Origin of the sequence: Sphingomonas trueperi (assembly GCF_040545965.1) — a bacterium.
GTDB classification, from domain to species: Bacteria; Pseudomonadota; Alphaproteobacteria; order Sphingomonadales; family Sphingomonadaceae; genus Sphingomonas; species Sphingomonas trueperi_C.
Genome location: NZ_JBEPMV010000002.1, coordinates 473342 through 488532, shown reverse-complemented (window position 1 = coordinate 488532; position 15191 = coordinate 473342). Strand labels below are relative to the sequence as shown.

14 protein-coding genes and 1 tRNA gene are annotated in these 15191 nt (G+C 67.2%); 6 read left to right on the top strand and 9 right to left on the bottom strand.

The window, feature by feature from the left end:
• Window positions 1–79: 79 nt before the first annotated feature.
• The gene (locus ABIC35_RS06175) at window positions 80–580 is read right to left on the bottom strand and encodes an Lrp/AsnC family transcriptional regulator (protein WP_121077576.1); all 501 of its coding nucleotides are present in this window, start codon (window positions 578–580) and stop codon (window positions 80–82) included.
• Between the two features lie 125 nt (window positions 581–705).
• Between ABIC35_RS06175 and ABIC35_RS06170 the strand changes: the two genes are divergently transcribed.
• Window positions 706–3126: a zinc-dependent metalloprotease gene (locus tag ABIC35_RS06170; protein ID WP_121077574.1), complete on the top strand. Its 2421-nt coding sequence runs from the start codon at window positions 706–708 to the stop codon at window positions 3124–3126.
• Between the two features lie 11 nt (window positions 3127–3137).
• On the opposite strand, the gene ABIC35_RS06165 is transcribed toward ABIC35_RS06170, so the two are convergent.
• A tRNA-Arg gene (locus tag ABIC35_RS06165) sits at window positions 3138–3214 on the bottom strand.
• Window positions 3215–3276: 62 nt separating this feature from the next.
• Between ABIC35_RS06165 and ABIC35_RS06160 the strand changes: the two genes are divergently transcribed.
• A complete protein-coding gene (locus ABIC35_RS06160) occupies window positions 3277–4020 on the top strand; it encodes a queuosine precursor transporter (RefSeq protein WP_183049396.1) in 744 nt (247 codons plus the stop codon).
• Window positions 4021–4088: 68 nt separating this feature from the next.
• Entirely contained in the window at window positions 4089–4901 is an 813-nt protein-coding gene (locus ABIC35_RS06155; protein ID WP_121077572.1) for a sulfite exporter TauE/SafE family protein, read from the top strand.
• Between the two features lie 56 nt (window positions 4902–4957).
• Here ABIC35_RS06155 and purQ read toward each other — a convergent pair whose 3' ends face one another.
• The 3 genes from purQ to purC all read right to left on the bottom strand — a co-directional run bounded on the left by purQ (window position 4958) and on the right by purC (window position 6849).
• Window positions 4958–5623 (bottom strand): phosphoribosylformylglycinamidine synthase subunit PurQ, encoded by a 666-nt coding sequence (gene purQ / locus ABIC35_RS06150; RefSeq protein WP_121077570.1) that lies wholly within the window; start codon window positions 5621–5623, stop codon window positions 4958–4960.
• The gene (purS, locus tag ABIC35_RS06145) at window positions 5620–5850 is read right to left on the bottom strand and encodes a phosphoribosylformylglycinamidine synthase subunit PurS (protein ID WP_121077568.1); all 231 of its coding nucleotides are present in this window, start codon (window positions 5848–5850) and stop codon (window positions 5620–5622) included. The genes purQ and purS overlap by 4 nt, the downstream gene beginning before the upstream one ends.
• A gap of 219 nt (window positions 5851–6069) precedes the next feature.
• Window positions 6070–6849, bottom strand: coding sequence for a phosphoribosylaminoimidazolesuccinocarboxamide synthase (gene purC / locus ABIC35_RS06140; RefSeq protein ID WP_093295430.1), 780 nt, complete (start codon window positions 6847–6849; stop codon window positions 6070–6072).
• Window positions 6850–7078: 229 nt separating this feature from the next.
• On the opposite strand from purC, the gene ABIC35_RS06135 reads away from it, so the two are divergent.
• The 3 genes from ABIC35_RS06135 to ABIC35_RS06125 all read left to right on the top strand — a co-directional run bounded on the left by ABIC35_RS06135 (window position 7079) and on the right by ABIC35_RS06125 (window position 12188).
• On the top strand, window positions 7079–8083 hold the full coding sequence (locus tag ABIC35_RS06135; RefSeq protein ID WP_121077566.1) for a hypothetical protein: 1005 nt from the start codon (window positions 7079–7081) through the stop codon (window positions 8081–8083).
• Window positions 8084–8167: 84 nt separating this feature from the next.
• Window positions 8168–10408: a DNA topoisomerase IV subunit A gene (parC, locus tag ABIC35_RS06130; protein WP_121079445.1), complete on the top strand. Its 2241-nt coding sequence runs from the start codon at window positions 8168–8170 to the stop codon at window positions 10406–10408.
• Window positions 10409–10508: 100 nt separating this feature from the next.
• The gene (locus tag ABIC35_RS06125; protein WP_121077565.1) at window positions 10509–12188 is read left to right on the top strand and encodes a putative bifunctional diguanylate cyclase/phosphodiesterase; all 1680 of its coding nucleotides are present in this window, start codon (window positions 10509–10511) and stop codon (window positions 12186–12188) included.
• Here the strand turns inward: ABIC35_RS06125 and ABIC35_RS06120 are convergent.
• From ABIC35_RS06120 to ABIC35_RS06105, 4 genes are read right to left on the bottom strand one after another with little or no spacing between them, the layout of a single operon-like run.
• Window positions 12128–13375, bottom strand: a complete 1248-nt coding sequence (locus ABIC35_RS06120) for a CCA tRNA nucleotidyltransferase (protein WP_121077563.1) — start codon at window positions 13373–13375, stop codon at window positions 12128–12130. The two genes, ABIC35_RS06125 and ABIC35_RS06120, sit on opposite strands and share 61 nt — an antisense overlap.
• Window positions 13363–13959: a CoA pyrophosphatase gene (locus ABIC35_RS06115; protein WP_121077561.1), complete on the bottom strand. Its 597-nt coding sequence runs from the start codon at window positions 13957–13959 to the stop codon at window positions 13363–13365. Before ABIC35_RS06115 ends, ABIC35_RS06120 begins: the two co-directional genes overlap by 13 nt.
• Window positions 13956–14522: a DUF1285 domain-containing protein gene (locus tag ABIC35_RS06110; RefSeq protein WP_121077559.1), complete on the bottom strand. Its 567-nt coding sequence runs from the start codon at window positions 14520–14522 to the stop codon at window positions 13956–13958. Before ABIC35_RS06110 ends, ABIC35_RS06115 begins: the two co-directional genes overlap by 4 nt.
• A 58-nt stretch (window positions 14523–14580) precedes the next feature.
• A complete protein-coding gene (locus ABIC35_RS06105; RefSeq protein WP_183049395.1) occupies window positions 14581–15102 on the bottom strand; it encodes a GNAT family N-acetyltransferase in 522 nt (173 codons plus the stop codon).
• Window positions 15103–15191: the final 89 nt, after the last annotated feature.

Sequence of the window (15191 nt, the reverse complement as noted above, 5' to 3'; positions counted from 1 at the left end):
CTGGTTGAAGGAATCGAACGAAAGGAGGGTCGTTCACGCCGGATTCGTTCGCAGCAATCCTTTGTCTTGAAGCTTAGTATCAGACGTGACGGATGGATTCGAGCACAACGGGCGCCACGATCCGACGTTCGACCGAGCGCATCAGGAAGCTGCTGCGGATCCGTGCGACGTGCGGAAGGGTCGATAGCTCGCGCCGATAGACGCGATCATAATCCTCGAACGAGCGGACATGGATCATCATGATGAAGTCGGTCTCGCCCGAGACGAAGCTGCAGAACGACATCGAAGGACAGCGCACCACCGCGGATTCGAACTCGTTGAGCGCCTGTTCTGCCTGCGAACTGAGCTCGATCGATACCAGCACGTCGATGCCATAGCCGAGCGCTGCCATGTTGAGCTCCGCGGTGTAGCCGCGGATCACGCCGCGATCCTCGAGGATCTTGCGCCGACGCGCCGTCGCCGTGCTCGACAGATGGACGCGCTCACCCAGCGCCACATCCGAGCTGCGGCCGTCGCAGACCAGGTGGTTGAGGATGCGAAGATCGGTTCCGTCGAGATCGTCCGTAGCGGAATTGTTCATTTGGCGCCCCTTCCGTTGAACAAATCGATCGTTTCTACCCCAAAAATCATCGAAAATTGCCGGGATGCACAATCGTTTTTCCGAGTAGGATGGCGCAGTGCAGCACTGCAATGGGGAGATCGGGCATGCGGGACAGGGTGAGCGGAATGGCGATGGCGATCCTCCTGGCCGCGGCGGCGGCATCGGCAACCGCCGCGCTCCCGGCACGCGCGCAGGAAGCGCCGTTGCTGCCGGTGAAGGCCGTGCCGGCCGAGGGGCGCATCCTGTTCACGCTGCCACCACCCGATGCCGACGGGGTCGCCGGCCGCTTTCTCTATGCGACGACGATGCGCAGCGGGCTGGGCTCGGCCAATCTGCGCATCGATCGCGGCATGGTCGGCCCCGAGCAGATCCTCGCCTTTCGCCGTATCGGCAAGAAGGTGGCGGTGACCTTCGAGAACTGGCGCTTCCGGGCGACCGGCGATGCCGCGGTTAGCGAGGGCGGCCGCTCCAGCTTTCCGTTCAGCGTGGTGGCGATGCTCGACTTGGTGGCGACCGGGCCCGACGGCACGCTGACGATCGACATCGCGCCGTTTCTCACCCGCGACACGGTGGGGCTGGCCGATGCGCTGAACGAGGGGGGCAAGGGCTTCCGCCTGGCGGAGTCGCTCAGCGCCGCCGATCCGAGTTCGGTGAAGGCATTTCCCGACAATATCGAGATCGACGCCCTCCAGACCTATCAGAGCGACACGCCCGGCCGCGAACTCTCCGCCATCGCCGCCGAGCCCCGCCAGATCGGCTTTGTCGTCCATCACAGCTTCGTGCGCCTGCCGGCACCCGGCTTCCAGGTGCGGCGCTTCGACCCCCGATCGGGGACGAGCGGGGAGCGCTATTACGACTATGGCACGCCGCTCGGCCAAGACGTGGTGCAGCAGCTCGCCAACCATTTCCGCCTAGAGAAGGTGGATCCCGCCGCGCCGCGCTCGCGGGTGAAGAAGCCGATCGTCTTCTATGTCGATCGCGCTGCGCCCGAGCCGATCCGCGCTGCGCTGGTGGAGGGCGTGAACTATTGGCGCACCGCGTTCGACAAGGCCGGGCTGATCGACGCCTTCCGCGCCGAGCTGCTGCCCGAAGGCGCCGATCCGATGGACGTGCGCTACAACATGGTCAACTGGAGCAACCGGCTGACGCGCGGGTGGTCCTATGGCGGCGGCATCGTCGATCCGCGCACGGGCGAGATCATCAAGGGTAATGTGGTGATCGGCGCGCTGCGCGTGCGGCAGGACATGACGATCTTCGAAGGGCTGGTCGGCACCGCCCAGAATGGCAGCGGCGGCCCCAACGATCCGGTGCGCGTCTCGCTCGACCGCATCCGCCAGCTGGGCGCGCACGAAGTGGGCCATGCGCTCGGCTTCATGCACAATTTCGCCGGCAGCACCCAGGATCGCACCACGGTGATGGACTATCCGCCGCCGCGCATCAAACTGGTCGGCGGCGCGATCGACCTGTCCGACGCCTATGCCAAGGGCGGCGGCGCCTGGGACGATTTCGTCGTCGACTGGCTCTATGGCCAGCCGGCCCCGGGCATCGATGCAGACGCGGCGGCGCGGCAGAAGGCGCTTGCCGTGCAGGCGCGCGGGCTGCGCTACGTCACCGATGTCGATGGCCGCGCCCCCGATACGCCGAGCCCCTGGGGGAGCATGTGGGACGACGGGCCCGACCCGGTGGCCTCCTTGCGCCACATGCTGGCGGTGCGGCGCGTCGCGCTCGCCAATTTCGGGCTGGGCGTGCTGCGCAAGGACGAGCCGCTGGCCGATCTGCGGCGCAAGTTTGTACCCGTCTGGCTGCTCCACCGCTACGACGTCGACGCCGTCGGCAAGCTCGTCGGCGGCATCGATTCGGAGTATGCGGTGGCGGGCGACAACCACCCGGTCGCGAAGCCGGTACCCGCCGCTACCCAGACGGCCGCGCTCGACGCGCTGATCGAGACGCTGTCGCCGGCGACGCTTACCGTGCCCGATCGGCTGGTGATGCCGCTTTCCGCCGCGATCAACGGCCGCGACGATCCGCAGTTCGACCAGGAAGTGTTCCGCAATGCCGGATCCTTCGCCTTCGATCCGTTGGTCGCGGCGGACGTCGCCGCGCAGCTGACGCTCGATTCGCTGCTCGCCCCGGCACGGCTGCGTCGGCTGTTCGAACAGCATCGGCGCGATCCGTCCCTGCCGGGCGTCGAGATGCTGCTCGATCGCCTCCAGGCGACGCTCCCTTCGGCGCGGCGCGATGCGGTGGGGCGTCGCATCGCCTATCGCATGCTCCTTTCGATCGCCGGCGCCGCCCGCGATCCAGCGACCAGCCCGGACGTGGCCGCGCTCCTAGAGGATCGGCTGTCCACGATCGCCGCCGCGTTGGCCGCGGGCGGGACGGGGCAGGACGGCGCCTGGGCTCGGCACACCGCCGCGTTGCTGCGTGACAAGGATTCCTTGCAGCGCACGTTGGAGAGTCGCGGCACAGCGCCCGCCATCCCGCCGGGCATGCCCATAGGCGACACGGGCTGGTTTGACGATTGACTGACCAGCAGTGGCGCGCCCGGCTGGATTCGAACCAGCGGCCCCAAGCTTAGAAGGCTCGTGCTCTATCCAACTGAGCTACGGGCGCGCACCGGCATGCCTTTAAGCGCAGATTGCGCGGGGGGCAAACGCCTCGCATAGTGCAGTGCAATGAACATGCCGTCCCGCCCCAGCCACGTCACCGCCCGCAGCCTCGCCGGCGGGCATTTCCGCTATTTCGACTTCGTGATGGCTGCTTTCGTGGCGATCATCCTGCTGTCGAACGTGATCGGCGCGGGCAAGGTGGCGCAGATCTGGCTGCCGGGCGTGGGCTATTGGCCGTTCGGGGCGGGGATCCTGTTTTTCCCGATCTCCTACATCATCGGTGACGTGCTGACCGAGGTCTATGGCTATGCCCGTGCGCGCCGGGTGATCTGGGCGGGGACGGCGGCGGTGCTGTTCATGGCGTTCATGTCGTGGGTGGTGGTCGCGCTGCCGCCAGCGCCGGACTGGAAGAACCAGGCGGCCTATGAGGTCATCTTCGGTCAGGTGCCGCGGATCGTGCTGGCCTCGGTCTGCGCCTTCTGGGCGGGTGAGTTCGTCAATTCCTATGTCCTTGCGCGGATGAAGTTGTGGACGGGCGGGCGGATGCTGTGGACCCGCACGGTCGGATCGACCGTGGCGGGCCAGGCCGTCGACAGCCTGATCTTCTACCCGCTCGCCTTCTGGGGCGCCGAGGGCTGGACCAACGCGCTGGTCGTGAAGGTGCTGTTCACCCAATGGGTGCTCAAGGTCGGCTGGGAAGTGCTGCTGACGCCGCTCACCTATCTGGTCGTCGGCTTCCTCAAGCGCGCCGAGGGGGTCGACGTGTTCGACGAGGGTACCGACTTCACGCCCTTCGCCACCCGCGTCTGAGCCAGGCCAGGCGCAAGCGGACACCGGCCTGAAACCAATTCTTTCTGGCGTTCGGGGAAAATCCCCGCATGCTGGTGGGAAATCGGTTGCCAAGGATTCCCGTGCTCGCGTTCAATCCGCTTTATTCCATTGCCGGGGTGCTCGTCGGGCTGCTGGTCGGCATGACCGGGGTCGGCGGCGGCTCGCTGATGACGCCGTTGCTCGTCCTCGCCTTCGGCTTCCATCCGGCCACCGCGGTGGGGACGGACCTGCTCTACGCCTCCGCCACCAAGACGGTGGGGGCAGGGGTGCACGGCCTGCACGGCACGATCGACTGGAAGGTCGTGCGGCGGCTCGCCTATGGCAGCGTCCCCGCGACGATCCTGACGCTGCTGCTGCTGTCGAGCGCGCAGGAGCATGCCAAGAATAGCGGCGGGGTGATCACGATCACGCTCGGAATTGCGCTGGTGGTGACGGCGATCGCAACCTTCTTCCGCAGCCGGCTGGTGCTGTTCATGGCCCCCCGGTTCGAGCGGCTGGGCGAGACGCGGATCGGCTACGTCACCATAGCGCTCGGCGCGGTGCTGGGCCTGCTGGTGTCGCTGACCTCGGTGGGAGCGGGCGCGCTGGGGATGACCGCGCTGCTGATGCTCTATCCGCACCAGGCGGTAAACAAGCTCGTCGGATCAGACATTGCCCATGCCGTGCCGCTGACCCTGCTCGCAGGACTCGGCCATTGGATGTTGGGATCGGTGAACGGGTCGTTGCTCGTGTCGCTGCTCGCCGGGTCGATTCCGGGAATCATCATCGGCAGCCTGCTGGCGACGCGCACCTCGGACAAGGTGCTGGTGCCGATCCTCGCCGCAACGCTCGCGGTGGTCGGGCTGAAGATGCTCTTCTGACAACAAAAAGGGCCGCGGCCCGAGGACTGCGACCCTGTTTGCGGATGTCGTGTCGGTCAGGCGACCGCGGCGAGTAGCCCTTCGAACAGCCGGCGGCCGTCGTCGCCGCCATGTGCGGCTTCGATCTTGCGCTCCGGGTGCGGCATCATGCCGAGCACGTTGCCGGCGGCGTTCATCACGCCCGCGATGTTGCGCGCCGAACCGTTGATGTTCTCGCCGTAGCGGAACGCGACGCGGCCTTCGCCTTCGAGGCGGTCGAGCGTCTCGGCATCGGCGAAGTAGTTGCCGTCATGGTGCGCAACCGGGATCGAGAGATGCTCGCCCGCCTGGTAGGCGCTGGTGAAGATCGACTGGCTGTTGTCCACCACCAGCGGCACGTCGCGGCATACGAAATCGAGCCCCGCATTGCGCATCAGCGCGCCCGGCAGCAGCCCCGTCTCGGTGAGGATCTGGAAGCCGTTGCAAATGCCGATCACCGGCGTGCCGCGATTGGCCGCCTCGATCACCGCCTGCACCACCGGCGAGCGCGCCGCGATGGCGCCGCAGCGGAGATAATCGCCATAGGAGAAGCCGCCGGGCAGGGCGATCAAGCCCAGGCCCTCCGGCAGCTCGCTGTCGCCGTGCCACACCATGTGCGGCTTGGTGCCGGTCACGCTCTCCAGCGCGACCGCGATGTCGCGATCGCAGTTGGAGCCGGGGAAGACGATGACCGCGGTCTTCACAGCTTCTCGACCCGGTAGTTCTCGATCACCGTGTTGGCGAGCAGCTTGCGGCACATCTCGTCGATCGCGGTGTCGCTCGTCGAATCGGCGACCTCCAGTTCGAAGATCTTGCCGGCGCGGACATCCTCGACGCCCTCGAAACCGAGGCCGCCAAGCGCGTTCTGAATGGCCTTGCCCTGCGGATCGAGCACGCCGTTCTTCAAGGTGACGATGATGCGGAGTTTCATGGGCGGCGCTATGGCGCGAGAGGGCCGAAGTCGCAATCGGAAATCGTCCTGAAGCGTCTCCTCCACCGCGCAGCGGGGGAGGGGGACCGCCGCCGAAGGCGGTGGTGGAGGGGGAAACGACAAAGGGCCCCGCGCGTGGCAGGGCCCCCTCCACCATTCGCTTCGCGAATGGTCCCCCTCCCCCGGAGCGGTGCTCCGGGGGAGGAAACGGTATTGCGGTTACTTGCCGCGCTTCTTGCGGTGCGTCTCGAGGTCGAGCACGTCGGAGCCGTCGCCTTCCGGGAACAGGCCCAGGCGGCGGGCAACTTCCTGATAGGCCTCGACTTCGCCGCCCAGATCGCGACGAAAGCGGTCCTTGTCGAGCTTCTCGCCCGAGGCGATATCCCACAGGCGGCAGCCATCGGGGCTGATCTCGTCGGCGAGGATGATCCGGGGATAGTCGTTTTCCCAGATCCGGCCGAACTCCAGCTTGAAGTCGACCAGGCGGATGCCAATCCCGGCGAACAGGCCGGAGAGGAAATCGTTCACGCGGATGGCCATGTCGGCCATGTCGTGCAGTTCTTCCTGCGCGGCCCAGCCGAACGCCAGGATGTGCTCGTCGGTGACCATCGGGTCGCCGAGCGCATCGTCCTTGTAGTAATATTCGACGATCGTGCGGGGCAGCGGGGTGCCTTCCTCGATGCCGAGCTTCTTCGCCAGCGAGCCGGCGACGACGTTGCGCACCACGACTTCGATCGGCACGATCTCGACCTGGCGGATCAGCTGCTCGCGCATGTTGAGGCGGCGGATGAAATGGGTGGGGATGCCGATGCCGCCGAGCAGGGTGAAGACATGCTCGCTGATGCGGTTGTTGAGCACGCCCTTGCCGTTGATCGTGCCCTTTTTCTGGGCGTTGAAGGCCGTTGCATCGTCCTTGAAATACTGGATCAGCGTGCCCGGCTCCGGACCCTCGTAGAGAATCTTAGCCTTGCCTTCGTAGATTTGCCGGCGGCGTGCCATGTCGGCCTAGTCCCTTGGAAATGCGTTGCCCCGGCTCCACGGGATTTCTCCGCGTGACCGCCGGGGCTCTGGAAGGCCTCGCGCTATACCGCAAGGGGGGCGGGGGTGCAATGCGGCGCGACATGGGCTTCCGGGTGTCGATCGACGATCTCTAAATCTCCGAGATACGTCCAGCACGCCTGTCTGCGTCCTAAAATGGGAAGGCGATGGGCAGTAATGGAACGGTACGATGATGCGCTTCGGCAGGGCAATGCTGGTCGGGCTGGATCATACCCCCGAAGCGGGCATCAAGCCGTACAAGGCGCAGGTCCTCGAAGGTATTCGACGTGATACGCGGCTGGCGCGCCTTCGCCATTTGGCCTTCTACAACTTCGCCTATAACTACATCTTCTGGCTGCGTACCCGGTCCAACGATCCTGCTTGGCTCCGCAAGCTCGGCCGCATCGAGCGCCTGGTGCGCGCGCCGTTCGCACGGATCGGTCGGACGCCGCGTTCCGCTGAATTCCACGACATCGATTTTCATTTTGCCGAGAAGATGCTCGATCCCGCGCTGGTCGATCGCATGGCGGCCTCGATGTTCGCGCCGCAGACCTTCACCGATCCCTATCTGCCGGGCTTCGAGCATCGCGGCGCGCCCGAGGCGACCGAGCATCCGTTTCTCTACATGGATGCGCAGCGCCTGTTCGAGGATCCGGCCTTCCTGGAGATCTGCAGCAATCCCGATCTGATCGCCTTCTGCCGCGAGACGCTGGGGCCGCGCGCGGCGCTCAGCTGGGCCTGGGCGTGGATTTCGCAGCCGGCCGGCTTCGCCTATCAGAACCAGAACTGGCACCGCGACAGCGCCGAGCCGCTCAACTTCATTCGCGTATTCGTGCCGCTCTCGCCGATCGAGACCCGCGAGGACGGGCCGCTGGAGATGATCCCCAAGACCTCGTGCCTGCGCGACTTCTACGACGTGCGCCGGTTCCGCGACGAGGATCTGGAGCCCCTCAAGCAGGCGATGGGCGCGGGTGTGGTGCTGGCGGAGAAGGGCGACGTGTACTTCGTCAACACCTTTGCGCTCCATCGGGGCACGCCGCCCACAAACCGCCGCGGCATGCTCTCGCTGCTCGTCTCGATCGGGCCGTCGCACCGCACGCCTTCGATCCGCAAACTCCGGCTGCGCGAAGTGCCCGAGCATTTGCGGCCGCTGATCCGGAAGAACCGCAGCTTCTTCCGGCATCTGGTGGGCTGATCCCGAAACAATTCGCGACACCCGTCGGATCATAAGGGGAACGCCCTTGGCGTTTGCCCCTCCTGCCTGCTATCCGGGATGGCGATGAGCCTCGACACCGACGTTTCCGAACCTTCCGGCGCCTCCGATGTGCCCTTCGACAGCGCGCTTTCCGAGCGCTACCTCGTCTATGCGCTGTCGACGATAACCGCGCGATCGCTGCCCGATGTCCGCGATGGGCTGAAGCCGGTGCACCGCCGGCTGCTTTGGGCGATGCGGCTGCTGCGGCTCGATCCGGCGAGCGGGTACAAGAAGTGCGCGCGCGTCGTCGGCGACGTGATCGGTAAATACCACCCGCATGGCGACGCCTCGGTCTATGACGCGATGGTGCGCCTCGCGCAGACCTTCGCGCTCCGCTATCCGCTGGTCGACGGGCAGGGCAATTTCGGCAATATCGACGGCGATAACGCCGCCGCCTATCGATACACCGAGGCACGGCTGACCCAGGTCGCGATCGACCTGATGGACGGCCTCGACGAGAACGCCGTCGATTTCCGCCCGACCTATAATGGCGAGGACGAGGAGCCGGAGCTGTTCCCGGGCCTGTTCCCGAACCTGCTCGCCAATGGCGCGGCGGGCATCGCGGTCGGCATGGCGACCAGCATCCCACCGCACAATGCCGCCGAACTGATGCAGGCGGCGGTCGCGCTGATCGACAATCCGCAGGCGAACGTCCTGGACTATGTGAAGGGCCCGGACTTCCCGACCGGCGGCATCGCGGTCGACAGCCCCGCCGCGATCGCCGAGGCCTATGCCACCGGCCGCGGCAGCTTCCGCGTGCGCGCCAAGATCGAGAAGGTGACCGAAAAGGGCGGGGGCTGGCACCTGATCGTCAGCGAGATCCCGTACGGCGTGCAGAAGGGCAAGCTGATCGAAGGCATCGCCGCCTTGGTCAACGACAAGAAGCTGCCGATCCTGGGCGATGTGCGCGACGAATCGGCGGAGGACATCCGCATCGTCCTCGAACCGCGCAGCCGCACCGTCGACGCCGATACGCTGATGGACAGCCTCTACCGCCTGTCCGACCTCGAAGTGCGCGTGCCGCTCAACCTCAACGTGCTCGACAAGAACCGCACGCCGCGGGTGATGAGCCTGGCCGAGGCGCTCGCCGGCTGGCTGGAGCACCAGTTCGTGGTGCTGCAGCGCAAGTCCCAGCACCGGCTGGAGAAGATCGCCGACCGGCTGGAGCTGCTGCGCGGCTACATCACCGCCTATCTCAACCTTGACCGGGTGATCGAGATCATCCGTACCGAGGACGAGCCCAAGCCGATCATGATGGCCGAGTTCAGTCTCACCGATCGCCAGGCCGAGGCGATCCTCAACATGCGGCTCCGCTCCCTGCGCAAGCTGGAGGAGATGGAACTCCGCCGCGAGCAGGACAAGCTGGAGAAGGAACAAGCCGAGCTGGAGACGCTGCTCGGCTCGGAAGCCCGGCAACGCACCTGGATGAAGCGCGCGCTGGGCAAGATGATCACGCGCTACGGCCTCGATACGCCGCTCGGCGCTCGCCGCACCGCGATCGTCGAGATGGCGCCCGCCCGCGAGATCCCGCTGGAGGCGATGATCGAGCGCGAGCCGATCACCGTCATCCTCTCGCAACGCGGCTGGATCCGCGCGATGAAGGGGCATGTCGAGGATCTTGGCGGCGAGGCGCTGAAGTTCAAGGAAGGCGACGGCCCCTTCCTGGCCTTCCATGCCCAGACCACCGACAAGCTGCTGCTCGCCGCCGACAATGGCCGCTTCTACACGCTGGGGGCGGACAAGCTGCCCGGTGGCCGCGGCTTCGGCGAGCCGGTGCGGCTGCTGATCGACCTGGAGGCCGAGCGGCACATCGTCACGCTGCTCCCCGCCAGCGCCGCGCCGAAGCTGCTGGTTGCGGCGAGCGACGGGCGTGGCTTCATCGTGAGCAGCCAGGAAGTGATCGCCGAGACCCGCAAGGGCAAGCAGGTGGTCACGCCGCGGCCCGGTGCGCACCTCAAGCTGGTCCGTCCGATCGGTGCCGAGGACGATTTCGTCGCGGCGATCGGCGACAATCGCAAGATGCTGGTCTTCCCGCTCTCCGAGGTGGCGGAGATGACGCGTGGGCAAGGTGTGCAGCTCCAGCGGTACCGCGACGGCGGCCTGTCCGACGTGATCACCTTCAAATTCGCCGACGGTCTGCGCTGGCGGATGGGCGGCGAGCAGGAGCGTTATCGCTCCGAGCCGGACGTGATGCCGTGGCGTGCCGCACGCGGCGCCGCGGGGCGGATGCCGCCCACCGGCTTCCCGCGTGATAACAAATTTTGATTGGTAAAACCTGCGGATGCGCCCGCGTCCTTCAGGCCGCTTTAACTAGTTTGCGGCTATGCCCGAGGGGATGGCGTTTCGAAGGGTCCGGGCTCTGAGTATGCGTACCGCGGAGCCTGCTCCGCGGGTCGACGACCCGTCTTCGGCGCTGCCGCCGGGTACCGACGAGCTGCTCGAGCTGATGCCGATCCCGGCTGCGGTGCTGGAGATCCAGGACGGGCGCTATGTGTTCGCGGCGGTCAACGGACCGTTCCGCGTCGCGGGGCTGGGTTGCACCGCGCAGGACTCGCCGGTGGTCCAGCTGCTCGGTGCGCGGATCGGCCAGTTCCTTGCTTCGGACCTGCAGCAGGAGGAAATCGCCTGGCGCTTCGGCGGCGAGGTCGACAGCCGCCATTTCCGCGTGGTGCTCGCCCGCCGCGGGCCGAGCGAGCCGCGCTGCCTGATCACGTTGGTCGACCAGACCTCCGAACTCCGCACCGAGCAGAGCCTGCGCCGCGAGATGGCGACCGACAGCCTCACCGGGCTGCCCAATCGCGCCGGCTTCTCGGACGAGCTCGAAACCCGCATCGGCGAGGGCGACGCGGCGGCACATGCGGTGCTGGTGATCAACCTCGATCGCTTCAGCCGCGTCAACGCTTGCATGGGCGCGTTGGCCGGCGACGAGCTGTTGATCTCGGTCGCACGCCGGATCAAGGGCGCGCTGCGTGGTCGCGACGTGCTGGCGCGGATCGGCGGCGACGAATTCGGCGTGCTGATGACGCTTGACGACGGGCCCGACGACGCCGTGCAGGTCGCCAAGCGCGTCCATGCCGCCTTTACCAACCCGTTCCGCCTTTCCAACTTCGAGATCCGCATCGACTGCTCGATCGGCATCGCGCTCGGCGCGGATGTCGACGGCGATGCCGAGGATCTGGTGCGCAACGCCCAGCTCGCGGTCCGCCGCGCCAAGAAGAGCGGCCACACCGAATTCTATCATACGCGCGCCTTCGATCTGGCGCGCGAGCAGTTCGCGATCGAGACCGAGCTGCGCCGCGCCATCGAAAACGGCTGCATGACGCTCAATTTCCAGCCGATCTGCGACCTCGGCACCGGGCGGATCACGTCGTTCGAGGCGCTTGCCCGCTGGACCAATGACGACGGCGTGCTGATCTCGCCCAATGCCTTTATCCCGGTGGCGGAAGAATCGGGCCTGATCGTCCCGCTCGGCCGCTGGGCGATGGAGGAAGCAGCCCGCACGCTCGCCGAATGGGACGCGCGTGCCGGCGGCGATTGCGGCGTCAAGATCGCGGTCAACCTCTCGGCCATCCAGCTGCAGCGCGACCAGATCGGCGCGATGGTGAAGACCGCGCTCGATCGTAACAATATGCCCGGCTCGCGCTTCACGCTGGAGCTGACCGAAAGCGCGATCGTCAGCGACCCCGATCGCATCGCCCAGACCATGTCGGCGCTGAAGGACCTCGGCACCACGCTGGCGATGGACGATTTCGGTACCGGCTATTCGAACCTCGCCTATCTGCAAAAGCTGCCGATCGACGTGCTCAAGATCGACCGCAGCTTCGTCACCGGCATGCTCGCCGATCGCGACAAGGTGGCGATCATCCGCGCGATCCTCAGCCTCGCCTATGCGCTGGGCATGCAGACGACCGCCGAGGGCATCGAGACGCCCGAACTCGCCCAGACCCTAGGTGCGCTGGGCTGCACCTACGGCCAGGGCTATCATTACTCGCGTCCGGTCCCCGGCGACGCCGCCTTCGCGCTGATCGAGGCGTTCAAGGCCTGAGCCACCACGGCGTCGGCGATCGCATCGACGCGGGAAGCATCCGGGAACGCCTCCGCGATCCACTGGTCCTCGATCGCACGGAGCGCACGGGCGACGTCCGGGCCTTTGGCGAGGCCGCGTTCGACCAGCGCACCGCCGGTGATCGGCAGGCGCGGAATTTCCCACCCGGTGAGCGCTGCCCAACCCTTGGCGGCCTCCGCATCGTCGCACGCGGCGAGCAGCAGGCGATCCTCGGCGGCGTCGCGGCCGATCCGGTAGGCGAGGGCACGGGCATCGTCGGTGCCGCCGTCGGTCAGCGCCAGGACCAGCCGCTTGCGCTGGGCATTGGAGAGCTTGAGCCGCGCCCCGATCAGATCGCCCGCGGCCGGGTCGCGCGGCAGCAGCGCGGCGAGGCGGCGGATCGGGTCGGGTGCGGCGCCGAGCCGGGCTTCGCGGTCGGCGAGGGCTGCCAGCGTCGCGGCCGTGGTGATTTCCGGCACGACCGGTTCGAGGATGCCGCGCTCCAGCATCAGCGCGGTCACCCCCACGGCATCGCGCGCGACCAGCAGCTTGAGCAGCTCGTCACGGATGCGTTCGCGGCTGAGCGCCATCAGGTCGCGCGCGCGGGCGGTGCAGGCGTCGAGGCCTTCCGGATCGGGGGTGTCGCCGAAGCGGGCGAGGAAGCGGAAGAAGCGGAGGATGCGCAAATGATCCTCGGCGATGCGCCGCAGCGGATCGCCGATGAAGCGCACGCGCCGCGCCTCCAGATCCGCCAGCCCGCCGAAATAGTCGAACAGCGTGCCGGTGTTCGGATCGGCATAGAGCGCGTTGATCGTGAAGTCGCGGCGTGCGGCGTCCTCGCGCCAGTCGTCGGTGAAGGCAACGGTGGCGTGGCGGCCATCGGTGGAGACGTCGCGGCGCAAGGTGGTGACCTCCACGGGGCCGCTGTCGAGCACCGCCGTGATGGTGCCGTGCTCGAGTCCGGTCGGCACCGCGCGGATGCCAGCGGCGCGCAGCCGCGCCAGTACCTCGTCGGGCGACAGTGCCGTGGCGAGGTCGAGGTCAGCGACCGGAATGCCCAGCAGCGCATCGCGCACCGCCCCGCCCACAAAGCGCGTGAGCCCTTCTTCTGCCCCCAGCACCTTTGTCAGCGCGTCGAGGCCGGGGCGGGTGCGCCAGTCGGTTTCCGGCAGTGTCAGCGCGGCCATGCCATCCGCCGCGACAGGTTGACCAGCATCGCCGCCGTGGCGCCCCAGATTCGATAGTCGTTCCACATGATCTCGTAATAATGGCGCTCATGCCCCTGGTAGAGCGCGCTTTTCTTCTGATGGTTGCTGTCGTCGAGGAGGAAGGCGAGCGGCACTTCGAACACCTCGGCGACCTCGGCCTCGGACGGCACCAGCGTAAGGTCCGGCGGCACCACGCCGATCACCGGCGTCACCTGATAGCCGGTGACGGTGCGATACTGCTCCACCGTGCCGACCACCTCGACCAGCCGGCGGGGGAGGGCGATCTCTTCCTCCGCCTCGCGTAGCGCGGCGTCGACCGGATCCTTGTCCTCGGGATCGATGCGGCCGCCGGGAAAGGCGATCTGCCCGGCATGGCGGCGCATATTGGCGTTGCGGCGGGTGAGAAGGACGCCGGGCGCATCACGATCGGTCACGGCGAGCAGGACGGCGGCGGCGCTCGTCACCTGGGCGGGATCGAAGAAGGCATGGTCGCCGGGGAGCAGGGTGGTCGCCTGAGCCGGCCGGCTGCCGAGCGCGCGCCGGAGCTGGTCGGCAAGCCTCATGCTTCGGGCTCGAGCGGGAAGAACACGCCCTGGCTCCACACGCCCGGCGCGGCGCCGTCCTGCCCCAGCGCGAGCTGGGCGAGTTCGTAATAGACGCTGCGTGCGACCAGCGCGTCGAGACCCCCGCGCACCGTCAGATAGGGGTGGGGCCCGTCTTTGCGCGCCTCGATCCGCAGCGGATGCTCGGGACCGGCAACGACGACGTCGCCGGTGTTCAGCCGGAAGGCGAGCCGCATGGCCTCACCCTGGCCCTCCACCTTCAGCTCGACGGCAACGAACGGCGCGTCCTCTACCGCGATATCGAGCTTCTCGACCGGGGTGACGAGGACGAAGCCGCCTTTCGGTTCCCGCCGCAGGATGGTGGAGAAGAGCCGCACCATCGCGGGGCGGCCGATCGGGCTGCCCTGGTGGTACCAGGTCCCGTCGCGGGCGATGCACATTTCGCTGTCGCCGCAATGTTCTGGATTCCAGCTTTCGACGGGCGGCAGGCGATGCTCTTCCGCCAGGCGGGCGATCTCGGCGAGCGACAGGCTGGCGAAATCGGGGGGCGGCGTGTTGGGCATGGGCTTCCCTTAGCGTGCCGCGCGGCTTTGTCGAACCCTTGCGCGCTGAGGGGCGCGCTCAGGCGACCTTGCGCAGGCGCGGCACGAGCATGCCCGAGCAGTTCGGCACCGCTGCACCTCGCGCCAGCAGCCGGCGCGGCTCGAACGGGCCGGGCAGTCGCCAGCGCGTCGTGCGGCTCGCATCGAATCCGAAGAAGCGGCCATAATATTCGGGATCGCCGATCAGCATCAGCGCTTCGGCGCCGGGCAGGGCGCTGACGTCCGCCGCGTCGAGCATTTCCAGCATCAGCCGCCGGCCGATGCCGCCCTGCTGCAGATCGGGCTCGACCGCGACCGGCCCCACCATCACCAGCGGAACCATCGGGCCCGAATCGCTCGCCAGCGCGACGGGCCAGCTCTGGATGGTGCCGGCGAGCTTGCCATCTTCGCTTAGGGCGGCAAAACTGAACGGGCGAATCGGCAGCGTGCCTTGCCGCACGCGATAGGCGGTACGCAGATGCCGCTCGGGTCCGAAGGCGCGATCGAGCAGCGCCTCGACGGCGTGCGGGTCGACCGCATCGAGCGCAACTATCTGAACCACCGCGAATCCTTCCCCGCCTTCGGACCACATGCCGAAAGGCGCGCGCCTTAGCGGCATCACCATACAGCGCAAGCGCGGATTTTACCGAT

Bases quoted from the DNA above. Each gene is read 5' to 3' on its own strand.
- ABIC35_RS06160 (WP_183049396.1), top strand. From the start codon at position 3,277: ATGAACATGCCGTCCCGCCCCAGCCACGTCACCGCCCGCAGCCTCGCC.
- ABIC35_RS06170 (WP_121077574.1), top strand. From the start codon at position 706: ATGCGGGACAGGGTGAGCGGAATGGCGATGGCGATCCTCCTGGCCGCG.
- purC (WP_093295430.1), bottom strand. From the start codon at position 6,849: ATGGCACGCCGCCGGCAAATCTACGAAGGCAAGGCTAAGATTCTCTAC.
- ABIC35_RS06115 (WP_121077561.1), bottom strand. From the start codon at position 13,959: ATGAGGCTTGCCGACCAGCTCCGGCGCGCGCTCGGCAGCCGGCCGGCT.
- ABIC35_RS06110 (WP_121077559.1), bottom strand. From the start codon at position 14,522: ATGCCCAACACGCCGCCCCCCGATTTCGCCAGCCTGTCGCTCGCCGAG.
- ABIC35_RS06155 (WP_121077572.1), top strand. From the start codon at position 4,089: ATGCTGGTGGGAAATCGGTTGCCAAGGATTCCCGTGCTCGCGTTCAAT.
- ABIC35_RS06125 (WP_121077565.1), top strand. From the start codon at position 10,509: ATGCGTACCGCGGAGCCTGCTCCGCGGGTCGACGACCCGTCTTCGGCG.
- purS (WP_121077568.1), bottom strand. From the start codon at position 5,850: ATGAAACTCCGCATCATCGTCACCTTGAAGAACGGCGTGCTCGATCCG.
- ABIC35_RS06135 (WP_121077566.1), top strand. From the start codon at position 7,079: ATGATGCGCTTCGGCAGGGCAATGCTGGTCGGGCTGGATCATACCCCC.
- ABIC35_RS06120 (WP_121077563.1), bottom strand. From the start codon at position 13,375: ATGGCCGCGCTGACACTGCCGGAAACCGACTGGCGCACCCGCCCCGGC.
- ABIC35_RS06175 (WP_121077576.1), bottom strand. From the start codon at position 580: ATGAACAATTCCGCTACGGACGATCTCGACGGAACCGATCTTCGCATC.
- parC (WP_121079445.1), top strand. From the start codon at position 8,168: ATGAGCCTCGACACCGACGTTTCCGAACCTTCCGGCGCCTCCGATGTG.